This is a genomic window from Pseudomonas sp. Leaf127 (assembly GCF_001423155.1).
Taxonomy (GTDB): Bacteria; Pseudomonadota; Gammaproteobacteria; order Pseudomonadales; family Pseudomonadaceae; genus Aquipseudomonas; species Aquipseudomonas ovata.
In genome coordinates this window covers 531,602-551,989 of the sequence record NZ_LMOA01000012.1, presented here as the reverse complement: position 1 = coordinate 551,989, position 20,388 = coordinate 531,602, and the positions used below count along the sequence as shown (strand labels likewise).

Annotated in this window: 19 protein-coding genes and 2 pseudogenes; 14 read left to right on the top strand and 7 right to left on the bottom strand. The window is 62.5% G+C overall.

The genetic code is table 11. The annotated features are described in order from the left end of the window. Positions 1 to 135 precede the first annotated feature (135 nt). The 5 genes from ASF84_RS10350 to ASF84_RS10330 all read left to right on the top strand — a co-directional run bounded on the left by ASF84_RS10350 (position 136) and on the right by ASF84_RS10330 (position 6,562). On the top strand, positions 136 to 1,782 hold the full coding sequence (locus tag ASF84_RS10350; RefSeq protein WP_056837871.1) for an ABC transporter substrate-binding protein: 1,647 nt from the start codon (positions 136 to 138) through the stop codon (positions 1,780 to 1,782). Continuing rightward, positions 1,779 to 2,729, top strand: coding sequence for an ABC transporter permease (locus ASF84_RS10345; RefSeq protein WP_056837869.1), 951 nt, complete (start codon positions 1,779 to 1,781; stop codon positions 2,727 to 2,729). Before ASF84_RS10350 ends, ASF84_RS10345 begins: the two co-directional genes overlap by 4 nt. Positions 2,730 to 2,731: 2 nt before the next feature. Beyond that, a complete protein-coding gene (locus ASF84_RS10340) occupies positions 2,732 to 3,646 on the top strand; it encodes an ABC transporter permease (RefSeq protein ID WP_056837868.1) in 915 nt (304 codons plus the stop codon). After that, a complete protein-coding gene (locus tag ASF84_RS10335) occupies positions 3,643 to 5,280 on the top strand; it encodes a dipeptide ABC transporter ATP-binding protein (RefSeq protein WP_056837866.1) in 1,638 nt (545 codons plus the stop codon). Before ASF84_RS10340 ends, ASF84_RS10335 begins: the two co-directional genes overlap by 4 nt. Positions 5,281 to 5,647: 367 nt before the next feature. Beyond that, on the top strand, positions 5,648 to 6,562 hold the full coding sequence (locus ASF84_RS10330; RefSeq protein WP_056837864.1) for an SGNH/GDSL hydrolase family protein: 915 nt from the start codon (positions 5,648 to 5,650) through the stop codon (positions 6,560 to 6,562). Between the two features lie 112 nt (positions 6,563 to 6,674). On the opposite strand, the gene ASF84_RS10325 is transcribed toward ASF84_RS10330, so the two are convergent. Beyond that, the gene (locus ASF84_RS10325) at positions 6,675 to 7,304 is read right to left on the bottom strand and encodes a LysE family translocator (RefSeq protein ID WP_056837862.1); all 630 of its coding nucleotides are present in this window, start codon (positions 7,302 to 7,304) and stop codon (positions 6,675 to 6,677) included. Continuing rightward, positions 7,298 to 7,708, bottom strand: a complete 411-nt coding sequence (locus ASF84_RS10320; RefSeq protein ID WP_056837860.1) for a VOC family protein — start codon at positions 7,706 to 7,708, stop codon at positions 7,298 to 7,300. The genes ASF84_RS10325 and ASF84_RS10320 overlap by 7 nt, the downstream gene beginning before the upstream one ends. 127 nt (positions 7,709 to 7,835) lie before the next feature. On the opposite strand from ASF84_RS10320, the gene ASF84_RS10315 reads away from it, so the two are divergent. Continuing rightward, the gene (locus ASF84_RS10315) at positions 7,836 to 9,164 is read left to right on the top strand and encodes an aminotransferase-like domain-containing protein (RefSeq protein WP_056837858.1); all 1,329 of its coding nucleotides are present in this window, start codon (positions 7,836 to 7,838) and stop codon (positions 9,162 to 9,164) included. A gap of 155 nt (positions 9,165 to 9,319) precedes the next feature. Continuing rightward, positions 9,320 to 9,535, top strand: a complete 216-nt coding sequence (locus ASF84_RS10310; RefSeq protein WP_056837857.1) for a hypothetical protein — start codon at positions 9,320 to 9,322, stop codon at positions 9,533 to 9,535. 125 nt (positions 9,536 to 9,660) lie between these two features. Here the strand turns inward: ASF84_RS10310 and ASF84_RS10305 are convergent, their stop codons facing one another. Continuing rightward, positions 9,661 to 10,419: an SDR family NAD(P)-dependent oxidoreductase gene (locus ASF84_RS10305; protein WP_056837854.1), complete on the bottom strand. Its 759-nt coding sequence runs from the start codon at positions 10,417 to 10,419 to the stop codon at positions 9,661 to 9,663. A gap of 156 nt (positions 10,420 to 10,575) precedes the next feature. Between ASF84_RS10305 and ASF84_RS10300 the strand changes: the two genes are divergently transcribed. Then, complete coding sequence (locus tag ASF84_RS10300) at positions 10,576 to 11,484, top strand: AraC family transcriptional regulator (protein ID WP_056837852.1); 909 nt, start codon at positions 10,576 to 10,578, stop codon at positions 11,482 to 11,484. On the opposite strand, the pseudogene ASF84_RS10295 reads toward ASF84_RS10300, so the two are convergent. Then, a pseudogene (locus ASF84_RS10295) lies at positions 11,481 to 11,801 on the bottom strand (LysR family transcriptional regulator); the annotation flags it as partial. The gene ASF84_RS10300 and the pseudogene ASF84_RS10295 overlap by 4 nt on opposite strands. Before the next feature lie 87 nt (positions 11,802 to 11,888). Between ASF84_RS10295 and ASF84_RS10290 the strand changes: the two are divergent. The 4 genes and pseudogenes from ASF84_RS10290 to ASF84_RS28445 form a co-directional block, all read left to right on the top strand. Further along, positions 11,889 to 12,851, top strand: a complete 963-nt coding sequence (locus tag ASF84_RS10290) for an arsenic resistance protein (protein ID WP_056837850.1) — start codon at positions 11,889 to 11,891, stop codon at positions 12,849 to 12,851. A 92-nt stretch (positions 12,852 to 12,943) separates the two neighbouring features. Next, positions 12,944 to 13,318 carry a hypothetical protein gene (locus ASF84_RS10285; protein ID WP_156684196.1) on the top strand — a complete coding sequence of 125 codons (375 nt, stop codon included), beginning with the start codon at positions 12,944 to 12,946 and terminating at the stop codon, positions 13,316 to 13,318. A gap of 388 nt (positions 13,319 to 13,706) precedes the next feature. Beyond that, complete coding sequence (locus tag ASF84_RS10280) at positions 13,707 to 15,050, top strand: MFS transporter (protein WP_056838014.1); 1,344 nt, start codon at positions 13,707 to 13,709, stop codon at positions 15,048 to 15,050. A gap of 186 nt (positions 15,051 to 15,236) precedes the next feature. Then, a pseudogene (locus ASF84_RS28445) lies at positions 15,237 to 15,467 on the top strand (type II toxin-antitoxin system RelE family toxin); the annotation flags it as partial. 13 nt (positions 15,468 to 15,480) lie between these two features. Here the strand turns inward: ASF84_RS28445 and ASF84_RS10275 are convergent. Beyond that, positions 15,481 to 16,173 (bottom strand): tRNA (adenine(22)-N(1))-methyltransferase, encoded by a 693-nt coding sequence (locus tag ASF84_RS10275; protein ID WP_056837844.1) that lies wholly within the window; start codon positions 16,171 to 16,173, stop codon positions 15,481 to 15,483. A 125-nt stretch (positions 16,174 to 16,298) separates the two neighbouring features. Next, positions 16,299 to 17,939 (bottom strand): methyl-accepting chemotaxis protein, encoded by a 1,641-nt coding sequence (locus tag ASF84_RS10270; protein ID WP_056837842.1) that lies wholly within the window; start codon positions 17,937 to 17,939, stop codon positions 16,299 to 16,301. A 334-nt stretch (positions 17,940 to 18,273) separates the two neighbouring features. On the opposite strand from ASF84_RS10270, the gene ASF84_RS10265 reads away from it, so the two are divergent. After that, positions 18,274 to 18,975 carry a DUF3053 domain-containing protein gene (locus ASF84_RS10265; RefSeq protein WP_056837840.1) on the top strand — a complete coding sequence of 234 codons (702 nt, stop codon included), beginning with the start codon at positions 18,274 to 18,276 and terminating at the stop codon, positions 18,973 to 18,975. Positions 18,976 to 19,008: 33 nt separating this feature from the next. Here ASF84_RS10265 and ASF84_RS10260 read toward each other — a convergent pair whose 3' ends face one another. Further along, positions 19,009 to 19,920, bottom strand: coding sequence for a LysR family transcriptional regulator (locus ASF84_RS10260; protein WP_056837838.1), 912 nt, complete (start codon positions 19,918 to 19,920; stop codon positions 19,009 to 19,011). A gap of 87 nt (positions 19,921 to 20,007) precedes the next feature. On the opposite strand from ASF84_RS10260, the gene ASF84_RS10255 reads away from it, so the two are divergent. After that, positions 20,008 to 20,385 (top strand): carboxymuconolactone decarboxylase family protein, encoded by a 378-nt coding sequence (locus ASF84_RS10255; protein ID WP_056837836.1) that lies wholly within the window; start codon positions 20,008 to 20,010, stop codon positions 20,383 to 20,385. Positions 20,386 to 20,388 lie beyond the last annotated feature (3 nt).

The following is a 20,388-nucleotide window of genomic DNA, read 5'->3' as shown; positions in this document are numbered from 1 at the left end:
TGACGGGCGCATACAGCCCATACAACTGTAGCGCGCTGCCATCGCTATCGCCGGCAGAGCCGCCTCCCACAGGGTCGCGGGTGGCTGTCGGACCTGTGCTGCCTCAATAAACAGACTTGATACAAGGACACAACCATGACCAACGCTGTTTTCCCCGGCCGCCTGCTGGCCTCTTTCGCCCTGACGCTGGCCCTGGCCGGTTGCTCGCCAGCGGGTGACGAGGCCGCCAGCAAGACCCTGAACATCGCCTTCTGGGGCGACAACACCACACTGGTCAGCGTCGACCCATTCCAGGTCTACTGGCTGGAACACCGGGTGCTGCTGCGCAATGTCGCCGAATCGCTGACCGACCAGGACCCGGAAACCGGCACCCTCATTCCCTGGCTGGCCAAAAGCTGGACGGTCAGCGACGACGCCCTGAGCTACACCTTCAAACTGCGCGACGACGTGACCTTCAGCAACGGCGAACGCTTCGATGCCAAGGCGGTCAAGACCGCCTTCGACAGCAACAAGGCCTTTGCCACCGAGCTGCCGGCGGTGTTCGGTGCCACGTACCTGGCCGGTTTCGACCATGCCGAAGTGGTCGACGACTTCACCGTCAAGCTGGTGCTGAACAAGCCCAACGCCGGCTTCTTGCAGGCCACCTCCACCACCAACCTGTCGATCCTGGCGCCGGCCTCCTACCAACTGACGGCCAAGGAGCGGTCGCTGGGCAAAATCATCGGCACCGGCCCCTTTACGCTGGAGCATTACACCCCGGAAACCGGTGCCCGGCTGGTCAAGCGCAAGGGCTATCACTGGGCCTCGGCCAATATGAAAAACCAGGGAGAAGCGCATCTGGACAGGGTCGAAATCAGTTACATCCCCGAAGAAAGCGTGCGCAACGGCCTGTTCCTGCAAGGCAAGGCTGACATCCTCTGGCCGCGCAACCCGTTTTCGGAAGTCGACCTCAAGCTGTTCCAGTCCAGGGGCGCGACCATCCAGAGCCGTTCGCTGCCGGGACCTGCGCTCAATCTGTTTCCCAATACCCGTGGCGAACGCCTGCTCGGCGACAAGCAGGTTCGCCTGGCGCTGCAAAAGGCCATCGACCGCAAGAGCTACGCCAGCACTGTCTACAACGCGCAATTTCCGGTGGTCAGCGGCCTGTTCGATGTCACCACGCCGTACTTCAAGGACCAGAGCGCCAAGCTGGTCTACGACCCGGCCGGTGCCGAGCGCCTGCTCGACAGTGCCGGCTGGGCCAAGGGCACTGATGGCTACCGCTACAAGGACGGCAAGCGCCTGAGCCTGAGCTACAACATCAGCCCGGCCGAAAGCGCCGGCGACGTGCTGATCCAGGACCAACTGCGCAAGGTCGGCATTGACCTCAAGCTCAGCGTCGTCACCCGCGCCGAGTGGGTGGCCAACAACTCAGCGGGCAACTACGACCTGAGCACCAACTACATGACCCGCGCCGACCCGATCATCCTGCAGACGATCCTTGACCCGCGTGCGGCCAACAGCGCGGCCCTGGCCACCAATATCTATGCGCCGCAGACCCTGGAAAAAGCCAAGGCGCTGTTCGACGCCGGCATCACCGCCACACAAAGCGCACAGCGCGCCCAGGCCTACGGCGAACTGCAAGACCTGCTGATCGACGAAGGCTCGGCGCTGCCGGTCTACGAGCGTGTGTGGCAGGCCGCCACCTCGGCCAAGGTGCAGAATTTCCGCTGGACCGCCGAAGGTTTCGCGCTCTTGGGCGACATCGAACTGGGTGGCAACAAAGAGGCCGCCAAGCCATGAACCGCTACCTGATCGGCCGCGTCGCCCAGGCCCTGCTGGTGTTGTGGGGGGCCTACACCATCACCTACTTCATCCTCTACATGCTGCCGGGCGACACGCTGTCGATCATGCTCAGTGCCTCGGGTCTGGAGGCCGATGCGCTGTCGCCTGAAGACCTGGCCCGCGCCCGCGCCTACTACGGTCTGGACAAGGGCATTTTCGAGCAGTATTTCGACCTGGTCTGGCGTGCGCTGCAGGGCGATTTTGGCCAGTCGCTGTCGCTCAACCGCCCGGTGGCCGAGTTGCTGGGCGAGCGCCTGCCGCAAACCCTGGCGCTGGCCGGCATGGCCATCGCGCTGTCACTGGTCGGCGGCGTGGGCCTGGCCTACCTGACGTCCTACGTGCGCTTTGCACCGCTGAAAGTCGCCCTGGCACGCCTGCCATCGCTGGGCTTCTCGGTCCCGGTGTTCTGGATGGGCCTGCTGCTGATCCAGGTCTTCGCCTTCAGCCTGGGCTGGTTTCCGGCCACCGGCAGCCAGGGCTTCGACAGCCTGATCCTGCCGGCGGTGACCCTGGCGATTCCCAGCGCGGCAGTGTATGCGCAGGTGCTGCAACGTGGCTTTCAGGGTGTCTGGAACGAGCCCTACATCGCCACCGCCTACGCCAAGGGCCTGAGCCGCGCCCAGGTGCAACTGCGCCACGGCTTCAAGAACGCCGCCCTGCCGATCCTGACCCTGATCGGCCTGCAGGTCGGCAATACGGTGTCGGGCGCGGTGCTGGTCGAAACCATCTTCGCTCGCTCCGGCGTCGGTCGCCTGGCCCAGGAAGCGGTGTTGCGCCAGGACATTCCGGTGGTGCTGGGCATCGTCGCGGTGTCGGCGGCCGCCTTTGTGCTGGTCAACCTGATCGTCGACCTGCTCTATCCCTGCCTCGACCCCCGAATCACCCACACGCCCAAGGTGTCGTAACCATGATCCCCACCGATACCCGCTTGCTGCATGACCACACGCCAACCCTCACACCGGCCGCCAGAACCCAGACCTGGCACCGACGCAGCCGTCTGCAACGCCTGAGCGCCACACTGCTGCCGCTGCTGCGCCGCCCAGGCTTCAGCGCCGCCGTGCTGATCATTGCCTTTGCGCTGGTGGCGGCGCTGGTGCCGGCCTGGCTGACCGGCTTCGACCCTTACGCCACCTCCCCGGTCGACAAGCTTACCGCGCCCAACCTGACCCACTGGTTCGGCACCGATGAACTGGGCCGCGACCTGTTTACCCGTGTGGTGTACGGCGCCCGCCTGTCGGTGCAGGCCGCCTTGCTGGCGGTCGGCATCGCGCTGGTGGGCGGCCTGGGGCTGGGGGTGCTCTCCGGCTTTGCCGGCGGGCGAGTGGATGCGCTGATCATGCGTTTTGTCGACGTACTGCTGGCCCTGCCCGGCCTGCTGCTGGCGCTGGCCATCGTCACCGCCATCGGCTTTGGCACCGTGCCGGTGGCCATCGCCGTGGGTGTCGGCATCATTCCAGGCTTTGCCCGCACCACCCGCGCCGAAGTGCTGCGGGTCAAGACCCTGCCCTATGTCGAAGCCGCGCGCCTGGGCGGTGCCAGTTGGGGCCGCACGCTGCTGCGGCACATTCTGCCCAACGCCTGGGGCCCGGTGGCGGTGTTGGCGACCCTGGATTTTGGCGCGGCGATCCTGGCCACGGCCGGCCTGAGCTTTCTCGGTTTTGGCGCCGCGCCGCCGGCCGCCGAATGGGGCACGCTGATCGCCAATGGCCGGCACTTTCTGATCACCGCCCCCTGGGTGTCGCTGCTGCCGGGCCTGTTCGTCGTGGCGGTGGTGTTCAGCCTCAACCATATCGCCCGCACCCTTGAGGAGAACCCACGATGAGCCTGCAACCGGCCCTGATCGATGTCCGCCAACTCGCCGTGACCTACGGCAACGCCGCGCAGCCGACCCAGGCGGTGAATCAGGTCAGCTTTACCGTCGCCCAGGGCGAGACCGTGGCTATCGTCGGTGAGTCCGGCTCGGGCAAGTCGACCCTGGCCAATGCCCTCCTTGGCCTGCTGCCGGACAACGCCCGCATCACCGGCGGCCAGCTGTGGGTCGACGGCACCGACCTGAGCCACGCCAGCGAGCGCCAGAAGCGCCAGTTGCGCGGCCGCACCATCGGCCTGGTGCCGCAAGACCCGATGGTCAGCCTCAACCCGACCCAGCGCATCGGCCAGCAGATCGCCGAAGCGTTGATCCTGGCTCATGGCCGCCGCTACCCTGCGGTCGACGCCGACATTCTGGCGCTGCTGCAACAGGTCGGCCTCGACAAACCGGTGCTGCGTGCACGCCAGTACCCGCACGAATTATCCGGTGGCATGCGCCAGCGCGTGCTGATCGCCATCGCCCTGGCCGGCAACCCGCGCCTGATCATTGCCGACGAACCGACCAGCGCCCTGGACGTGACCGTACAACGCAAGATCCTCGACCACCTGCAAGGCCTGGTGCGCGAGCGCGGCATCTCACTGCTGATCATCACTCACGACCTGGGCGTGGCCACCGACCGCGCCGACCGTATTCTGGTGATGAAGCAAGGGCAACTGGTGGAACAAGGCCCGCCCCGGCAAATTGTCAGGCACCCGCAACACGACTATACCCGCGCCCTGCTCGCCGCCGCACCGGCGTTCGGCCAGCGCCGCCAGGCGCCATTGCCGCTACCGTCCGCATCATCCCCGGGCCCGATCCTGAGCCTGCAAGGCGTAGGCAAGGTCTTCGACCTGCCCCGGGTCAAGGGTGAAGACCACCAGTTCGTGGCCTTGCACGACCTGAATCTTGCAGTCTATCCGGGCCAGACCCTGGCCATCGTCGGCGAATCCGGCTCGGGCAAAAGCACCGCCCTGCGCATCGCCCTGGGCCTGGAAAAACCTACGCAAGGCCGGGTACTGTTCGAGCAACAGGATGTCACCGGGCTGAGCTGGCGCCAGTTCCGCCCGCTGCGCCGACGTATCCAGCTGGTGCAGCAAAACCCCTTCGCTGCCCTGGACCCACGCTTCACCATTTTCGACAGCATCGTGGAACCGCTGGTGTCGTTCGGGCTGCTCAAGGGCCAGGCGCTGGAGCAGGCGGCACGCGAGTTGATCGCACGGGTGCATCTGCCGGTGAGCTACCTGGACCGGTTGCCCCGGGAACTGTCCGGCGGCCAGCGCCAGCGCGTGGCCATTGCCCGCGCCCTGGCGTTGAAGCCGGACTTGCTGTTGCTGGACGAACCGGTGAGCGCACTGGACGTGTCGGTGCAAGCGCAGATTCTGGACCTGCTGGAAGAGCTGCAGCGCGAACTGGGGATTGCCTATGTGCTGGTCTCGCACGACTTGTCAGTGGTGGCCAGCGTCGCGCACCAGGTGCTGGTGCTGCGCAATGGCCAGGTGGTGGAACAGGGCGATGTGGACCGGGTGTTCAATGCACCAGAGAGTGAGTATACGAAAGAGCTGATTGCGGCGATTCCGGGACGTGGGATGGAGGGTGTGGCAGCGTGAGGCACGCTATAAAATAACTTATTCATTTTATTGAATATCAAACTCACCGCTCGTAGGAGCGCGCTTGCCCGCGACCGGCTGCGTTAGCAGTCGTAAAATTTCAGCGTTTCACAAATTTTTGCGAGCGCTTCGCACTCGGTCGCGGGCAAGCGCNCTTGCCCGCGACCGGCTGCGTTAGCAGTCGTAAAATTTCAGCGTTTCACAAATTTTTGCGAGCGCTTCGCACTCGGTCGCGGGCAAGCGCGCTCCTACCGCACCTGTCGCTATGGGAACACAGCGTGCGCGCCCGGCTAGATCAAGGTCGCAAATACCGGGCGCCGGCACGTGCGCTCTCGGTAGACTCGGTGCACCAACCCGGAGAATGCCCATGCTTCGACAGGCGTGCACCACGCTACTGCTGACCTTTCTGGCCTCTGCCGCCCAGGCCGCGCCAACCTACGATCACCTGTATGCCTTCGGCGGCAGCTACTCGGATAACGGCGCCGGTGAGGCCTTTACCCGCACGCTGGTCAGCCAGAACATCAAGGAGGCCCAGGCCCTGCCGGGTGAGCTGTACTGGCAAGGTCGCTGGAGTAACGGCCCCACCGCTGTGGAAGGCCTGGCGCTAGCGCTGAAAGTGCCCTTGACCGACTATGCCATCGGCGGCGCGAAAAGCGGCCACGGCAATTACTACACCTGGATGTTGCCCGCACGCGACACCGGTGTACTGGGCCAGGTCGATGCTTATTTGAAAGCGACGCCCGGCAACAAGGCCAATCCCGAGTCGCTGTATTTCCTGTTTGTTTCAGCCAACGATTTCTTCGAGTGGGCGGATTTTTCGCACACCCAATCCATAGAGCAACTGAGCAGCACCGCCACGGGCAATATCCGCCAGGCCGTCGAGACCCTGGCGAGTGCCGGAGCACAGCAGTTCATGGTGGTCGGGACCACGGACCTGAGCCGTGTACCAGCGGTGGTGCAAGGCAAGCAGGTTGAACAGGCCACCCGATTCCAGCAGGCGCTGGAACGCGATGTGCCTGCCATGCTTGAGACGCTGGCGAAAACGCAGGATGTGAAGATCGTTTATTTCGATCACCTGGCGTTCAGCACCGCGGTTCGGGCGACACCGCAGGCGTCAGGCTTTCGGGATCTGGACACGCCATGCCAGGCCACCTACCCGCAGGTCAAGCCGGTGTGCAGCGCCCCGGATACGCATTACTACTGGGACGAATGGCACCCGACGCGCAAGGTGCATGCGCTGGCAGCGGATGCCATGTTCAAGGCGCTGCAAGCGCGTCAGTGACATCAGCTCGGCGTCACCCCCTCAGGACGGGCTGACCACGCCCGTGTCGGGTTACTGATCGATAGCTCAGCGACAAGGTCGATCCCGTGCGCTTGCCTGTCCGACCCGCCATTCAAGCGGGCCGCGACGTGAACACCAGGCGAACCGCAAGCAGCACCAAGACGCCGGCAAGGCCCCACGACTGCCATTTGGCAGATTCACCTTTGCCGGACGCGTACCCCCGGATGACGCCTCCCACCAGGCCCAGCGCAATGTGGAAAAAGGTGGCGATCAGGGTCAACACCAGCCCCAGCGTCACGATTTGCCGGGCGACCGACGAACTGCCGGGCACCACAAACTGCGGCAAGAACACCATGAAGAACAGCAGCGCTTTCGGGTTGAGCAGAGAGTTGAGCATCGCGCGCATGAACACTGACATCAGCGAGGCCTGGAGGGCGGTGTGCAGGGGACCTGTGGCGCGAACCCGCAGGGCCTTCCAGGCCATCCACAGCAGATAGAACACGCCGGCCCAGCGGATCAGGTCGAACGACGGTGGCCACTGTGCGATGGCGGCCGTAACACCGGCGGCGGTCAGCGCTGTCAATACCAGGTCAGCGGCGCTGATACCCAACGCCGCCGCGACGCCGCCACGCCAGCCGTAGCTGGCGCCGTGTGCAAGCACAAAGGCCATGTTGGGGCCAGGAGACATCAGCAGCAGCAACACCGCTCCCGCAAACAGCAATAGCGTCGATGGCTCTACCATACGGGCTCCAGATCGCCGCGATGGACGATATGCAGCTTGTTGCCATCAGGGTCTCGGAGGTAGGCGCCGTAATAGCCCTCGCCATACCAGGGCCGCTCACCCGGAGCGCCTTCATCCGTACCACCCTTGAGCATTCCTGCGGCGTAGGCGGCGCGTACGATGTCAGGCGTCTGGGCATGAAACGCAAGCATGCTGCCATTGCCCGGCGTGGCCACAAGGCCATTGCGCGGCAAGTAGACGTAGAACCTGGGCAGTGTGTGCGTCGGGTGGACCCAGCACGCCGAGGCGGGACCGCCATCCGGGATCACCACGCGGCGGATCAGCCCAAGGGGCGCAAGCACGGCGTCATAAAAGGCCGCTGCGCTGTCGAGGTCGGTGCATCCCACGGTAACGTGACTGAACATGTCTCAATCGATTCGACGTCACTGAACGGTTACGTCCTGCGCGTCGAACTCGCCTCCTTGCCTTGTGTGGCATCGGAGACTACGCTCGCCACCTGATACACACAAAGAATTGTTCTAGATACATTCAATGACAACGCCACGGTACAAAACCATTGCTGACCAGCTCGCGGAAAACATTCGCAGCGGGCGTTTGCGCCCTGGCACCCAGCTGCCGACAGTACGCGCGTTGATGAGCGAACATGGCATCGCGCTTGCCACCGCCGCTCGCGTTTACCGCACGCTGGAATCAATGGGCCTGGTGGTGGGTGAAACGGGACGCGGCACCTTCGTGCGCGACACGTCGCTGCCACGCGACCTCGGCCTGCAACCTGCCTGCGCAGCCGGAGTCATTGACCTGACCTTCAACAGTCCAGCGGTTCCAGGGCAGGCAGAGCTGCTCAGGCAGGCGCTGCGCAGCATTGCCTTGTCGGGGGATCTGGACGCCTTGCTGCACAGCGCCCCCCATGGTGGGCGGACGCATGAGCGCGAAATCGCGGCAAAACACCTGCGCAATCGAGGGGTTCGGGTGCCCGGCTCGCAGGTGTTGATCGTCAATGGCGCGCAGCAAGGGCTGGCACTGGCACTGACGGCGCAGCTTAAACCGGGCGATGTACTGGCGGTCGACGCGCTCACCTACCCAGGCATCAAAGCGCTGGCGGTCGCCCATCACCTTGAGCTTGTGCCCATACCCCTGATAGATGGCAAAACCGGGCTCGACGCGCTGGCGGCCAGTTGCAGGCGGCGCCCGGTACGGGCGTTCTATACGATGCCAACCCTGCACAACCCCTTGGGATCGATCATGCCGGCCGCCGACCGTCAGCGCCTGGTCGCCCTGGCAGAAGAACATGACTTTGCGCTGATCGAAGACGGCGCCTATGCGTTTCTGGCCGAGCCGGCCCCCAAGCCGCTGTTCATGCTCGCGCCGGATCGCACGATCTACGTCTGCGGCCTTTCCAAAAGCGTCGCCTCAGGCTTGCGAATCGGATTCATCGCCGCGCCTGTAGCGCTCATTCCTGCGCTGGAACAAGCCGTGCGCGCCTCGACATGGAGTTCGCCATCGATCACCGTCGAACTGGCCTGTCGCTGGATCGAAGACGGCGTGGTGGATGAGCTGGAAGCATTGAAGCGCAAGGATGCCGCCATGCGGCAACAACTGGCCCGGCGCATTTTCGACGGCATCAATCTGATTGCGCATCCGAACGCGTATTTTCTGTGGCTGCCGTTGCCTGAAGACATGCGGGCCGAGAGCGTGGCAGCGGCATTGCGGCGCGACAACATCATGGTAACGACAGCCAAACCCTTTTCGGCGGCCTCCAATGCCCCTAATGCACTGCGCGTGGCACTGGGGTCGATACCGGTTGCAACGCTTGAGCTGGCCTTGAAAAAAGTGAGAACGGCCTGCGGTTATCAGGACTGACAGGCGCCTGGCGTATCGATCAGCGTGATCACTTTCTAACAGAATTGTCATCCTCCCCTCACCTTCGCGTCAGCCATGGCCGCGTAATGTGGGTTTCAACGCTTGAGGTGCCGATTGGCTCAGCAGGTGCTGCCACCCACTTGAATGGTAATCCCATGAATTCGATCAAATCGCTGGTTCTGATCATCGTCGCGCTGTCCTCCACATCGGCACTGGCCCATGACGGCAGTGAGCGCGCCAGTCCGGCCGCGCAGAAAATGCGCATCGCGCAGGAAGAACGCTTCAATCAGCAAAACCGCGACGCCGCCGCCGAATATGTTCGCGCTGACGAGCAGCCGCGTGCTGACCAGCCGAAGAAATCGGAAGGCTGAGGCCTGTCGATGACCTGATTCACCTTTTGGAAGCACTCACGCTCCTTTGGTCAAGGTGAACCCTTGGCGCCCTTGCGGGCGCCTTTTTTGCTGTTGATCATGAGCCGCAGGCGTGGCGGCAGCCGCTATAGCAACTGCCCGCCCGAAATGTCAAAGGTCGTGCCGTTGGCCCAGGCCATGTCATCGGACAGGATGGCGGCGACCGCAGCGCCGATATCGTCCGGCAGACCGACACGCCCCAAGGCGATGCCTCGGGCGACGAAAGCGTTTACATCCTGATTGTCACGCACCACACCACCCCCAAAGTCCGTGGCGATGGCGCCCGGGACAATGGCATTTACCCGAATCTGCCTCGAACCCAGCTCTACGGCCATGTACCGGGTCAGGACCTCGACGGCCGCCTTTACAGCGGCATAAAGGCTGTAGCCCGGCAGGGTGAAACGCACAAAGCCGGATGAAACGTTGAGGATACGCCCGCCGTCCTGCATGAGTGGCAGCAGCCTTTGCGTGAGAAACACCGGGCCTTGAAGATGCGTCGCGACGAGTGAACCAAACTGTTCCTCGGTCGCATCGATAAAGTTCGAAAACAGGCCATTGCCGGCGTTATTGACGAGAAAATCGAATCGCTCGCGACCAAAGTCGGTCAGCAGCGTACGCGTCACGGCTTCTGAAAACGCCTGGAAGCTGGCGGTGTCAGTGATGTCGAGTGCCAGCATCGTGGCTTTGCCGCCTTGTGCCTCGATCTGTTGTTTGAGCGCCAGCGCTTGTGCCGCGCCGCTGCGGTAGGTGCCAATGATATGAATGCCACGCCTGGAGAGGTGAAGGGCCATGTGACGACCAAGGCCGCGGCTGGCGCCGGTGATGAGTGCAATCGGGTGAGTCATGGTTATCCCTGCTGGATGAAGTGCGCTTTGCAGCGTTTTCTTGAACTGCCCACGATAAGCAACGGGTGTTATTCAACCCACGCCCGATCAACTCAATTCATTGCCTGATTGTCTCAATCGACTTGTGCCATGACTTTTGGCTGACATACTCAGCCCATGAACGATGACCTTGTCCAGCACCTGGATATAGCCCTGCGCCATGCGCCACCGGGTCTGACCGCAACGCCGATCCCGCGTATGGACCTTTGCGTCGGGCAAGGCTCTGGCAACCAGGCGCCTTGCCTGTATCGCTCGATGATCTGCTTCATCCTGCAAGGCTCCAAACGCATTGCGATCAACGATCAGTTGCTCAGTTACGACCGGGAGCACTACCTCATCAGCGCCCTCGACCTGCCCTTGACCGGCCAGATCCTCGATGCTGAAGGGGGGCGCCCTTACGTGGCCGTCTCACTTGTACTGGACCCGGCCCTGCTGGCGCAATTGGCCGCGAGCATGCCGCCGGTTCGTGAATGTGCGCCCAAGGGGGTGGGCATCGCGATCAATCCGATGACCGCTGCGCTGCGCGATACTGTGTTGCGCTTACTGTCATTGCTTGACACCCCTGTCGACATCCCGGTGCTCGGCCCGATGATCGAACGCGAATTGCTTTATCGTCTCCTGCAAGGTCCGCAGGGACGATTGTTGCGTCAGATTGCCCAACCCGAGGGGGCCTTGGGCAGTATCCGGCGGGCCGTGGCCTGGATCAGGGATCACGCCAACAGCCGGCTTCGTATCGACGCCTTGTGCGAGGCCAGCGGCATGAGCCGGGCCAGCCTGCACCGTCATTTCCAGGCCATGACCGGCCTGAGCCCTGTGCAGTATCAGAAGCTGCTCAGGTTGCAGCAGGCTCGCCAGCTTTTGCTGGCCGGCGAGCATCGTGCGGCTGATGTGGCGTTCGCGGTCGGTTATGAAAGCGCCTCACAGTTCAGCCGCGAATATGCCCGGCAATTCGGGGCGCCGCCTGCGCGCGATGTGCGCAAGATACGGCAGGCGATCGGCAATCCAATCCGTGCAGCCCTCGACTAAGGCTGGGCCCTCAATGCCTTGATGATGAACGCATGAAGGCTATTGACCGCTTTCGACCCACGCGACGCCTTGCTGCGCAGAATCGAGACCTGCATGGGTTCGATGCTGGCAAGCCCATGTTCGCCGCTCAGTACCTGCAACGAGGCCTGCACGCTGCACTGGGTGATGGCGGCAATCGCCAGCCCGCCTTCGACGGCGGCCACCTGGCCCGCCAGGCTGGAACTGTTGTAGACCACCTTGAACTGGCGTCCTTGCTGGGTCAGGGAGTGCACCGCGTAGTGTCGGGCCAGGCTTTCGCTTTCATAGACGGCAATCGGCTGATTTTCAGCTATTGCAGGCAGACGCCTGTTCCAGCCATTACCCTAGCGCCTCGACAAATGAACTCAGGGTGTGAGGGGCATTGCGTGAACAGAGAAACACTTGAACAGAACCAGATCCCCGTTTACTTCGCGGCGGTCGGTGTCGCTGCGCTGGGCGGGTTGACCGCACCCGTAGCGGCTCAGGCACTGAGCGCCTGGGTCACGCCAGCCATTGCGGTCTTGATGTACGCCATGTTCCTGCAGATTCCGTTTCTGGACCTGCGCGCCAGCTTAAGCAACAAGCGCTTCATGGCCGCCTTGCTCGTGGCCAATTTCGTGGTAATTCCGCTGCTGGTCTGGGGACTGACACGCGGCCTGCTCGATCATCCGGCGATTCTGGCCGGGGCCTTGCTGGTGCTGCTGACGCCCTGTATCGACTACGTGGTGGTATTTACCCATATCGGCAAGGGCGACTCGAAGCTGATGCTGGCGGCCACACCCGTCCTGTTATTGCTGCAACTGGCGCTGCTGCCCCTGTATCTGATCTTGATGCTCGATGCCAGCAGTACGGTAGTTATCGCGGCCGGGCCGTTTGTCGAGGCCTTCCTGGTGCTGATCGTGCTGCCTCTGGTGCTGGCGGTGCTGACCTCGGCCGGGGTCAAACGAGCCTTGTGGGTACAGCGCTGGAACCAGGCCTGGACGTGGGTGCCGGTGCCGGCCATGGCGGCGGTACTGATGGTGGTGATTGGCTCGCAGATTGCGTATGTGGTGCAGGCATTTGACCGGTTATGGCCGGTCGTTCCGGTCTACCTGGGGTTCATGCTGCTGGCGCCGGTGGCCGGTGCCCTGGTGAGCAAGGTGTTTGGATTGGCAGCAACGCCGGCCAGGTCGGTGGTGTTCAGCAGTTCGACGCGCAATTCGCTGGTGGTTTTGCCCCTGGCGCTGGCGTTGCCAGAGGAGATTCGCGGGTTGGCGGCGGCGGCCGTGATCACTCAGACGCTGGTCGAGCTGATGAGTGAACTGGTCTATATCCGGGCGATTCCGGCCTGGGTGTGGCGACGGTCCTGAAAACAGGCATGGCCGACCGGCACCCGTTGAACCGGCGGCCATCGGCATCGTCTGATCAGGTGCACCGCCTGCCCGCCCCTGAGGATGAACCGATGAAATTCGTGACCGCTGTCCTGTTATCCAGCCTGAGCCTGGGCGCCCTGGCAGCGCGACCGCCGCTGGACCTGCCCAGTTGTAATTTGTCCGCGCAACGCGCGCTGCAAGGCCAGGTCGACGAGCACGTGACCGACCCCGGACAAGCGCACATTTACGTGCGCGCCGATGCGCTGGTGGGTGATATCAATGCCTTGCACCTGGACCGTCGATTGACTGAACAACAAGCCAGCAAATTGTTAGGCCGGGTCAACGATGTCCGGGCGCAGACCGATGGCTTCGTAAAAGAGCAAGGATTCCTGAGTGCAGCCGAGCGGGAGAGCTTTGATCGTGAGTTCGATGCTGTTACCAAGGGCATGTGCCCCAGGACATAGCATTGAATAGCATCAATCACTTAAGGCTGGATCCATGAGGGCCTTTATGGATCCAGCCAAAAGCGCTTCATTTGATTTGTCCGATAATCGAACGAAATAAAAGAGCCCCTATACTCAATATAACTCTTTGTTTTTAATAGAAAATCTACTAAAAACAAGCTTTCAAAGCGCTTATATCCGCCTGTTTCCTTCACGCTTGCTGATTGCCACTGGATCCACAACTTGGTTGACTGACGACTGCGGCGTTTCATGCAGTGCCGACCGTCGAAAACAATAACAAGGGTGTGGTCATGAATGACTTCTCGATCGGATGCAGGCTGCGGCGTGCATCCACCTCCGTATGGCTGTCCCGCCATTGCTGCAACCCCTGCCGCGCCGAGGTGCGACCATGAATGTCGATCTCAAGGCAATGGTGGATCAACGCCCCATGGTGCCCATGCAGTGGCTGGCCATCGGGATTTGTATCGTGCTGAACATGATCGATGGCTTCGATGTGCTGGTGATGGCTTTCACGGCGGCTTCGGTGTCGGCCGAATGGAGCCTGAACGGCGCCCAGATTGGCTTGCTATTGAGTGCCGGGCTATTCGGCATGGCCGCCGGCTCTTTGTTTATCGCCCCGTGGGCAGACCGCTTCGGACGTCGGCCCTTGATTCTGTTCTGCCTCACCCTTTCAGGCATTGGCATGCTGCTGTCGGCGTTCAGCCAGACGGCCACGCAACTGGCGCTGTTGCGAGCGTTTACCGGCCTGGGTATTGGCGGAATCCTGGCCAGCAGCAATGTGATTGCCAGTGAATACGCCAACCAGCGCTGGCGCGGGCTGGCGGTCAGTCTGCAATCGACCGGTTATGCCCTGGGCGCGACGCTGGGCGGATTGTTATCGGTGTGGCTGCTGACCCGCTTCGGCTGGCGTTCCGTATTTCTCTTTGGTGGCGCGGTGACACTGGCGGTGATTCCGCTGGTGCTGCTGTGGCTGCCCGAGTCGCTGGATTTTCTGATTGCCCGCCGTCCGGTCAATGCGCTGGCACGGGTCAACCGCCTGGCCTCGCGCCTGGCCCTGCCGACCCTGGCTCAATTGCCGCTCGTGCATACGGCACCGGCTTCAAACCGCGACCGCCTGGTGCAGTTGCTGAGCCCGGCAGCACGGCGCACCACCCTGCTGATCTGGCTGCTGTTCTTCTTGGTGATGTTCGGGTTCTATTTCGTGATGAGCTGGACACCGAAGCTGCTGGTGGCCGCCGGGCTTTCAGCACAGCAAGGCATCAGCGGCGGCGTGCTGCTGAGCGTGGGCGGCATCTTTGGCGCCGCCCTGATTGGCGCGCTGGCTTCACGCTGGCCGCTGACACGGGTGCTGTCGCTGTTCATGCTGATTTCGGCAGGCTTGCTGGTGCTGTTCACGCTCGGCGCATCTTCGGTGACGATCGCGCTGGGCCTGGGCTTGCTGATCGGCCTGTTCGTCAACGGCTGCGTGGCCGGGCTGTATGCGCTGTCGCCCATCGTCTACGACGCCTCGGTACGCGCCACCGGCGTGGGCTGGGGCATCGGCATCGGGCGCATCGGCGCGATCGTGTCACCAACAGTCGCCGGCCTGCTGCTTGATGGCGGCTGGCAACCACTGCACTTGTATGGCGTGTTTGCCGGTGTGTTTGTGCTCGCGGCGGCGGTGTTGTTGCTGCTCAAGCCAGGCACGCCCAAGGGGGCGGTGCGAACGGAGGTGCGCGTCGGTCAGGCTTGAAGAAGTCACTGGCTACCCCTTCCAGGCCACGTGCCCAGGGTGAGTTAGCCCGTTGGAAAATTGACTTCATATCGCTATCGCTGAGCTTATGCTGTTGCCTTGTGATTAGCACTCTGAATGACACTCAGTGGAGTTTCTAAATGGCATTTCACATTCTGGCAGAGGTAGCCACCTCGGTCACCTGCACTGCAGCTCCAGTTAGCCAAGAAGCTTAAAGAATGTCTCGAACTGCCTCGATTCGAGGCGGACCGTCTACATAGCCTGCAGGATTGCTACAAAATCAAACTGCGCTTTTTAGGCTACCGCCTCGTCTATCAGGTAGTGGACAACCGGTTGGTGGTTACTGTGATCACTGTCGGCAAGCGTGAACGATCAGACGTTTACGAAGCTGCTCGCAAACGAATAGTGCTTCAATGAACAGTGTTTACGCTCACGCCAGTACCTTGCTGATCCACTGCACTTCGCGCTGAAGCGTCTGCAACTGCACTTCAGGCACCACCTGTGCTTTTTGCAGGGTGCCCAGGACCTTGTGTTTCTGTCGCAACCGGGTTTGCCACTTGAGCACAAAGGCCGGACTGCGGGTCTGCATCAACAGCGGGCCGAAGTACAGTTCCTGTGCGCTGTAGACCACCGGTCCCGTGGGCTCGGCAACGATGATTTCGTAATCGAAGCGGTGTTCGCGCAGCACCGCTTCGGCGGTGATCCGGTAGCCGTTGTCCATCAGCCACTGGCGCAACGGCGGCTCGCCGCCGTTGGGTTGCAGCACCAGGCATTCACGGCCATTCAGACGCGGCTTGCCGCTGTCGAGGATGTCGCGGATGGTTTCGCCGCCCATGCCGCACAGGCTGATGGCGGTGATGGCATCATCCGCTTCGATGGCGGCCAGGCCATTGGCCTGGCGCACGGTGATGCAGTGCTCCAGACCGTTATCACGCACGGTGCGCCGGGCAGCCTGGAACGGCGTCAGGGCCAGTTCGCCGGCCACGGCTGCGGTGATCAAGCCTCGATGCATCAGCGCCACCGGCAGGTAGGCGTGGTCGGAACCGATGTCGGCCAGGCGTGCCCCGGCGGGCACCTGCGACGCCACACATTCCAGGCGTTGGGACAATGTCTGCGGGTTCACCTGGGCTCCTTTGCACCTTGTTCAGCCAGCGCCTGTGGCCGGATCGGGTCGCGACTTTGGTTCGGGGCGCGACTGTAGCGGGCCATGCCGGATCTTTCAAATGCCGGCACAGCCTGGCCGCTTCATCACCGAACCTTGAACATCGACACCTTGTCGCTCAGGCGGCTGGCCAGTTGCGCCAGTTCGTCGCTGGCCGCCGCCACCTGTGACGAGCCGGTGGCGGTGTGTACGGTCAGTTCATGGATGCGACCGATGTTCCTGGCCACATCGTCGGCGACGCTGCTTTGTTGTACCGAAGCGCTGGCAATCTGGGCATTCATGTCGTTGATGGCGCCGACTTCGTGGCGCACCTTGTCCAGCGCCGCCTGGGCATTACGGGTCTGGGTCACCGTGTGGGCAGCCCGCTCGCAGCTGTCGCGCATGGTCTGCGCAGCGGCTTCGGTGCCGCTTTGCAGGGTGCCGATCATGTCGCGGATTTCCTGGGTCGACTGCTGGGTGCGATTGGCCAGCGAGCGCACCTCATCGGCCACCACTGCAAAACCGCGACCATGTTCGCCGGCGCGGGCAGCCTCGATGGCGGCGTTGAGCGCCAACAGGTTGGTTTGCGCCGCAATCGAATTGATGACATCAATCACCGTGCCGATCTGCTCGCTGTCGCGTGATACCTGCTCGACGGTGGCCGTGGTCTGGGTCAGGGTGAGCGCCAGGGTTTCGATCGACTGCGAGGTCTCGACCACCATGCGATTGCCGCTGGCCACTTCGGTGTCGGCCAGTTGCGTGGCATCGGCGGCCTTCAGGGCGTAGCCGGACACTTCGTTGACGGTGGAGGCCATTTGCGCGATGGCCGTGGCCACTTGCTCGGCCTCGCGGCTCTGGCGACCAATGTGCTCGTTATTGAGCGCCGAGGTGGCGGTCAGGCGCGTGGAGGCCTGACTGACTTCCTGGGCGGCCATCCGCACTTGGGTGATGGTGTCCGACAGTTGCCCCAGCGCGGCCTTGAGTACGCCCATCACACTGGCCGGGTGGCGCGTGGTCAGGGTCTGTTGCAGGTCGCCGGCGGCCAGGCGCTCGATGGCCTGGGCCACCTCGGTCGGCTCGGCACCCAGGGTCGAGTTGACGAAACGAATGATCTGCATCGCCAACAGGATACTCAGCAACAAGGCCACGCCGGTGGCCAGCAGCATCAGGCCGCGAAAGGCGCTGGCGGTGGCCTGTACATCGTTGAGCTGGGCCTTGATCGAGGCCTCTTCGGCGTCAATCAAGGCATTGATGCGCTTGAGCCATTCGCTGTACAGCCCTGAGGTACGCTGCAACAGCAGGGCCTGGCTACCGGCAATATCGCCCGCCTGACGCTGGTCGATCAGCGTTTTTGAAGAGGCCAACGTCTGTTGCTCAATGTCCTTGATCGACGCCAGCAGGGTGCGCTCTTCAGCGCTCACTTGCCGGGAACCGAACAACCGGTCCATGGGCGCAGCCGAATCGGCATAGTCTTTTTCCAGACGATTGATCTCGGCCAGGTGCCGGGTCAGGTCCTGGGGATTATCGACCAATACGGCATCACGGATGGCAATGGCGCGGTTGTGCACGCTGCCGCGAAAGTTGATGGCATAGCGCTGCACCATGGCGGCGTTGTCGCTGACGTTGGCCAGCGTGCTGTCGATGTAGCCGACCCGCTGGATGCCGACGGCAGTGATCAGCACCAACAGCGAGACGATGGCCGCAAAGCCGAGGCCGATGCGGGTCGAGAGGGCAAGCGGTTTTTTCATGGGCGGGACTCGGCGGGGTCGAGGGCCAAAGCCACCCGACATCAAAATGACATCAGCTTTGGCGGCGACGTTAACCGAAGCCGGCAACAGTGCCTAATTAAAATTGCAGGGCACAGGGATAGTTATTGGTAATGAATCCTTGGCCTTGTACGCGGTCGCGATTGCGCGCTGCCTTTATGCACCGTCGTCATTGAACCTCTATAGCCCTGGCTACGTCCTATCGCCTGCAAGTGCGATTGCCTGGCTGCCCGGCGCAGCAGCGACGCCTTGCCTGCATCGCGCAGAGGCTGTCTCTGTCGCGGGCTTGTCATGTATTTCTGGAGACCCTGCCGACATGAACGTCTCGTTCCGCCCCCAATGGCTACTCGCCCTCGCACTTCCCCTGGTTCTTGCCGCCTGCGGCAACGACGAACCCGAACAGCGCGCAGCGTTCACGCAGTTCCTGCAGACCCGCATCGTCGACAAACCCGGCGTGCGCGTGCCGCAACTGACCCCGGAAGAATCCAAGTCGTTTGGCGACTACACCCGCCACTACGCGGTGATTACCGACTTCAACGGCGCGATGGACACCACGGTCAAGCCCTTGGGCGAACTGGTGCAGAAAGGTGCGATGCGCTCGGTGGCCGATGTGATTGCCCGCCGCGACGACATCAAGGCGATCCAGACCGGCCTCAACGACATGGGCGTGCAGCTCAAGGCGCAGCAAGCCAAGGCCGACACGGCCCATGCCCAGCTCAAGCAGCCGGATGACCTGAAAGGCGTGTATGACAAGGCTTATGACAAGACCGTCAGCGTGCCGGCCAACACCCTGCTCGACGTGCTGCCGCAAATCAACGGCACCCTGGATGGCAGCCTGAAAGTGGCTGACTACATCAATGCCCACAAGGACCAGATCGACATCAACGGTCCGGTAGTGACCGTCAAGGACCCGAAAGTGCAGGCAGAACTGAACACCCTGCTGCAAAACCTGAATGAACAGGCCAAGACCGTGCAGCAGGCTCAGGTTCGCTTGCAATCGGTAATGCTCGGCAAGTAAGCCGCGTTTACCCGGTGCAGCGCCTTGCAGCGCTCACCGGGTATCTGGCGGGCGCTGGGCCTGCACCAGGGCCAGGAAATGCGCCAGGACCGGCGATTGATTGTGCGGGCTGTACGCCACCGCAATACCGCTCGACAATCCATCGTCCGCCCCCTTGAGCGGTCTGAACACCACCCCTTTGCGCCTGACTTGCGTCAGCGACGCCGGGATCAGCGCCAGCCCCTGCCCTTCGGCAATCAAGCCCAACAGAATGTGATGATCGTCAGGCTCGGGCAGTGTCCGGGGCTTGAAGTCGATACGCTCGAAGAACGCCTGGCAGTGGTCATGAAAGCCCGGATTGAGCCGCCGTTCGAAGCGAAACAGCACTTGCTCGCGAAGATCAAAGAACCCCAGCGTACGCTTGCGCGCCAGTGGATGGTGCGCGGGCAAGGCGACGCGTAGCGGCTCTTGCCGCAGGGTCTGGACCGTGAGCCCCTTGGCCTCGGTGTGCAGCCCGATAAAGGCCACGTCCATCGAGCCGTTATTGATCTCGCGCACCAGGCGGATCGAGTGTTTGCCCTGGGTGACAATCGCGCAGTCGGCAAACCGCTGCCTTAAAGGCTCGAGCACATCAGGGATCACGCTGCGATCGAACACGGTGGTGTAGCCAATGCAGAAGTGTCCGCCCTTGCCGGCGCGTGCCGCCTGGGCGGCGGCGATGGCTTTTTCAGCCTGAGTCAGGGTGCGCCTGACCTCCGGCAAAAATGCAGCGCCCGCCGCGGTCAATGTCACCCCGGTACGTGTGCGCTGGAACAGCTCGACACCCAACAGGTTTTCCAACTGACGGATCTGCCGGCTCAAGGGTGGCTGGGAAATATGCAGGCGCGCCGCTGCCCGGCCGAAATTGAGCGTTTCGCTCACCGCCAGAAAATAACGGAATTGTCGCAGGTCGATGGCTTCGTTCATGCCGAAAAGGTATCACTAAAAGGGTATTGGCTGAACCGTCGAGACCGGGCCTACAGTCGCCTTCTCCATCACTACGAGGCGCAGACCATGGACAACGAACGGTATATCAGGGGTTGGGCAAAACTGCAGGAAGTGGATGGCCTGGCGGGGGAGCGTGTCATTGACAGCCTCAAGGATATTGCCCCGGACTTTGCCCGGTTGCTGATCGAGTTTCCGTTTGGCGATATCTACTCGCGACCAGGGCTCGACCTGCAGACCCGTGAACTGGCGGTTGTGGCCGCGCTGACCGCCATGGGCAATGCCACGCCACAACTGAAAGTGCACATCCACGGCGCCCTGAATGTCGGCTGCTCGCGTGAGCAGGTGGTGGAAGTGATCATGCAGATGGCGGTATATGCCGGCTTTCCCGCAGCGCTCAATGGCCTGTTCGCCGCCAAAGAAGTCTTCAACGCCGAAGCCTTGTAGGAG

Coding starts and splice junctions, on each gene's coding strand:
- ASF84_RS10310 (WP_056837857.1), top strand. CDS start 9,320: ATGAATTCGATCAAATCGCTGGTTCTGATCATCGTCGCGCTGTCCTCC.
- ASF84_RS10300 (WP_056837852.1), top strand. CDS start 10,576: ATGAACGATGACCTTGTCCAGCACCTGGATATAGCCCTGCGCCATGCG.
- ASF84_RS10330 (WP_056837864.1), top strand. CDS start 5,648: ATGCTTCGACAGGCGTGCACCACGCTACTGCTGACCTTTCTGGCCTCT.
- ASF84_RS10320 (WP_056837860.1), bottom strand. CDS start 7,708: ATGTTCAGTCACGTTACCGTGGGATGCACCGACCTCGACAGCGCAGCG.
- ASF84_RS10270 (WP_056837842.1), bottom strand. CDS start 17,939: ATGAAAAAACCGCTTGCCCTCTCGACCCGCATCGGCCTCGGCTTTGCG.
- ASF84_RS10305 (WP_056837854.1), bottom strand. CDS start 10,419: ATGACTCACCCGATTGCACTCATCACCGGCGCCAGCCGCGGCCTTGGT.
- ASF84_RS10260 (WP_056837838.1), bottom strand. CDS start 19,920: ATGAACGAAGCCATCGACCTGCGACAATTCCGTTATTTTCTGGCGGTG.
- ASF84_RS10255 (WP_056837836.1), top strand. CDS start 20,008: ATGGACAACGAACGGTATATCAGGGGTTGGGCAAAACTGCAGGAAGTG.
- ASF84_RS10335 (WP_056837866.1), top strand. CDS start 3,643: ATGAGCCTGCAACCGGCCCTGATCGATGTCCGCCAACTCGCCGTGACC.
- ASF84_RS10285 (WP_156684196.1), top strand. CDS start 12,944: ATGAAATTCGTGACCGCTGTCCTGTTATCCAGCCTGAGCCTGGGCGCC.
- ASF84_RS10340 (WP_056837868.1), top strand. CDS start 2,732: ATGATCCCCACCGATACCCGCTTGCTGCATGACCACACGCCAACCCTC.
- ASF84_RS10265 (WP_056837840.1), top strand. CDS start 18,274: ATGAACGTCTCGTTCCGCCCCCAATGGCTACTCGCCCTCGCACTTCCC.
- ASF84_RS10280 (WP_056838014.1), top strand. CDS start 13,707: ATGAATGTCGATCTCAAGGCAATGGTGGATCAACGCCCCATGGTGCCC.
- ASF84_RS10315 (WP_056837858.1), top strand. CDS start 7,836: ATGACAACGCCACGGTACAAAACCATTGCTGACCAGCTCGCGGAAAAC.
- ASF84_RS10350 (WP_056837871.1), top strand. CDS start 136: ATGACCAACGCTGTTTTCCCCGGCCGCCTGCTGGCCTCTTTCGCCCTG.
- ASF84_RS10345 (WP_056837869.1), top strand. CDS start 1,779: ATGAACCGCTACCTGATCGGCCGCGTCGCCCAGGCCCTGCTGGTGTTG.
- ASF84_RS10325 (WP_056837862.1), bottom strand. CDS start 7,304: ATGGTAGAGCCATCGACGCTATTGCTGTTTGCGGGAGCGGTGTTGCTG.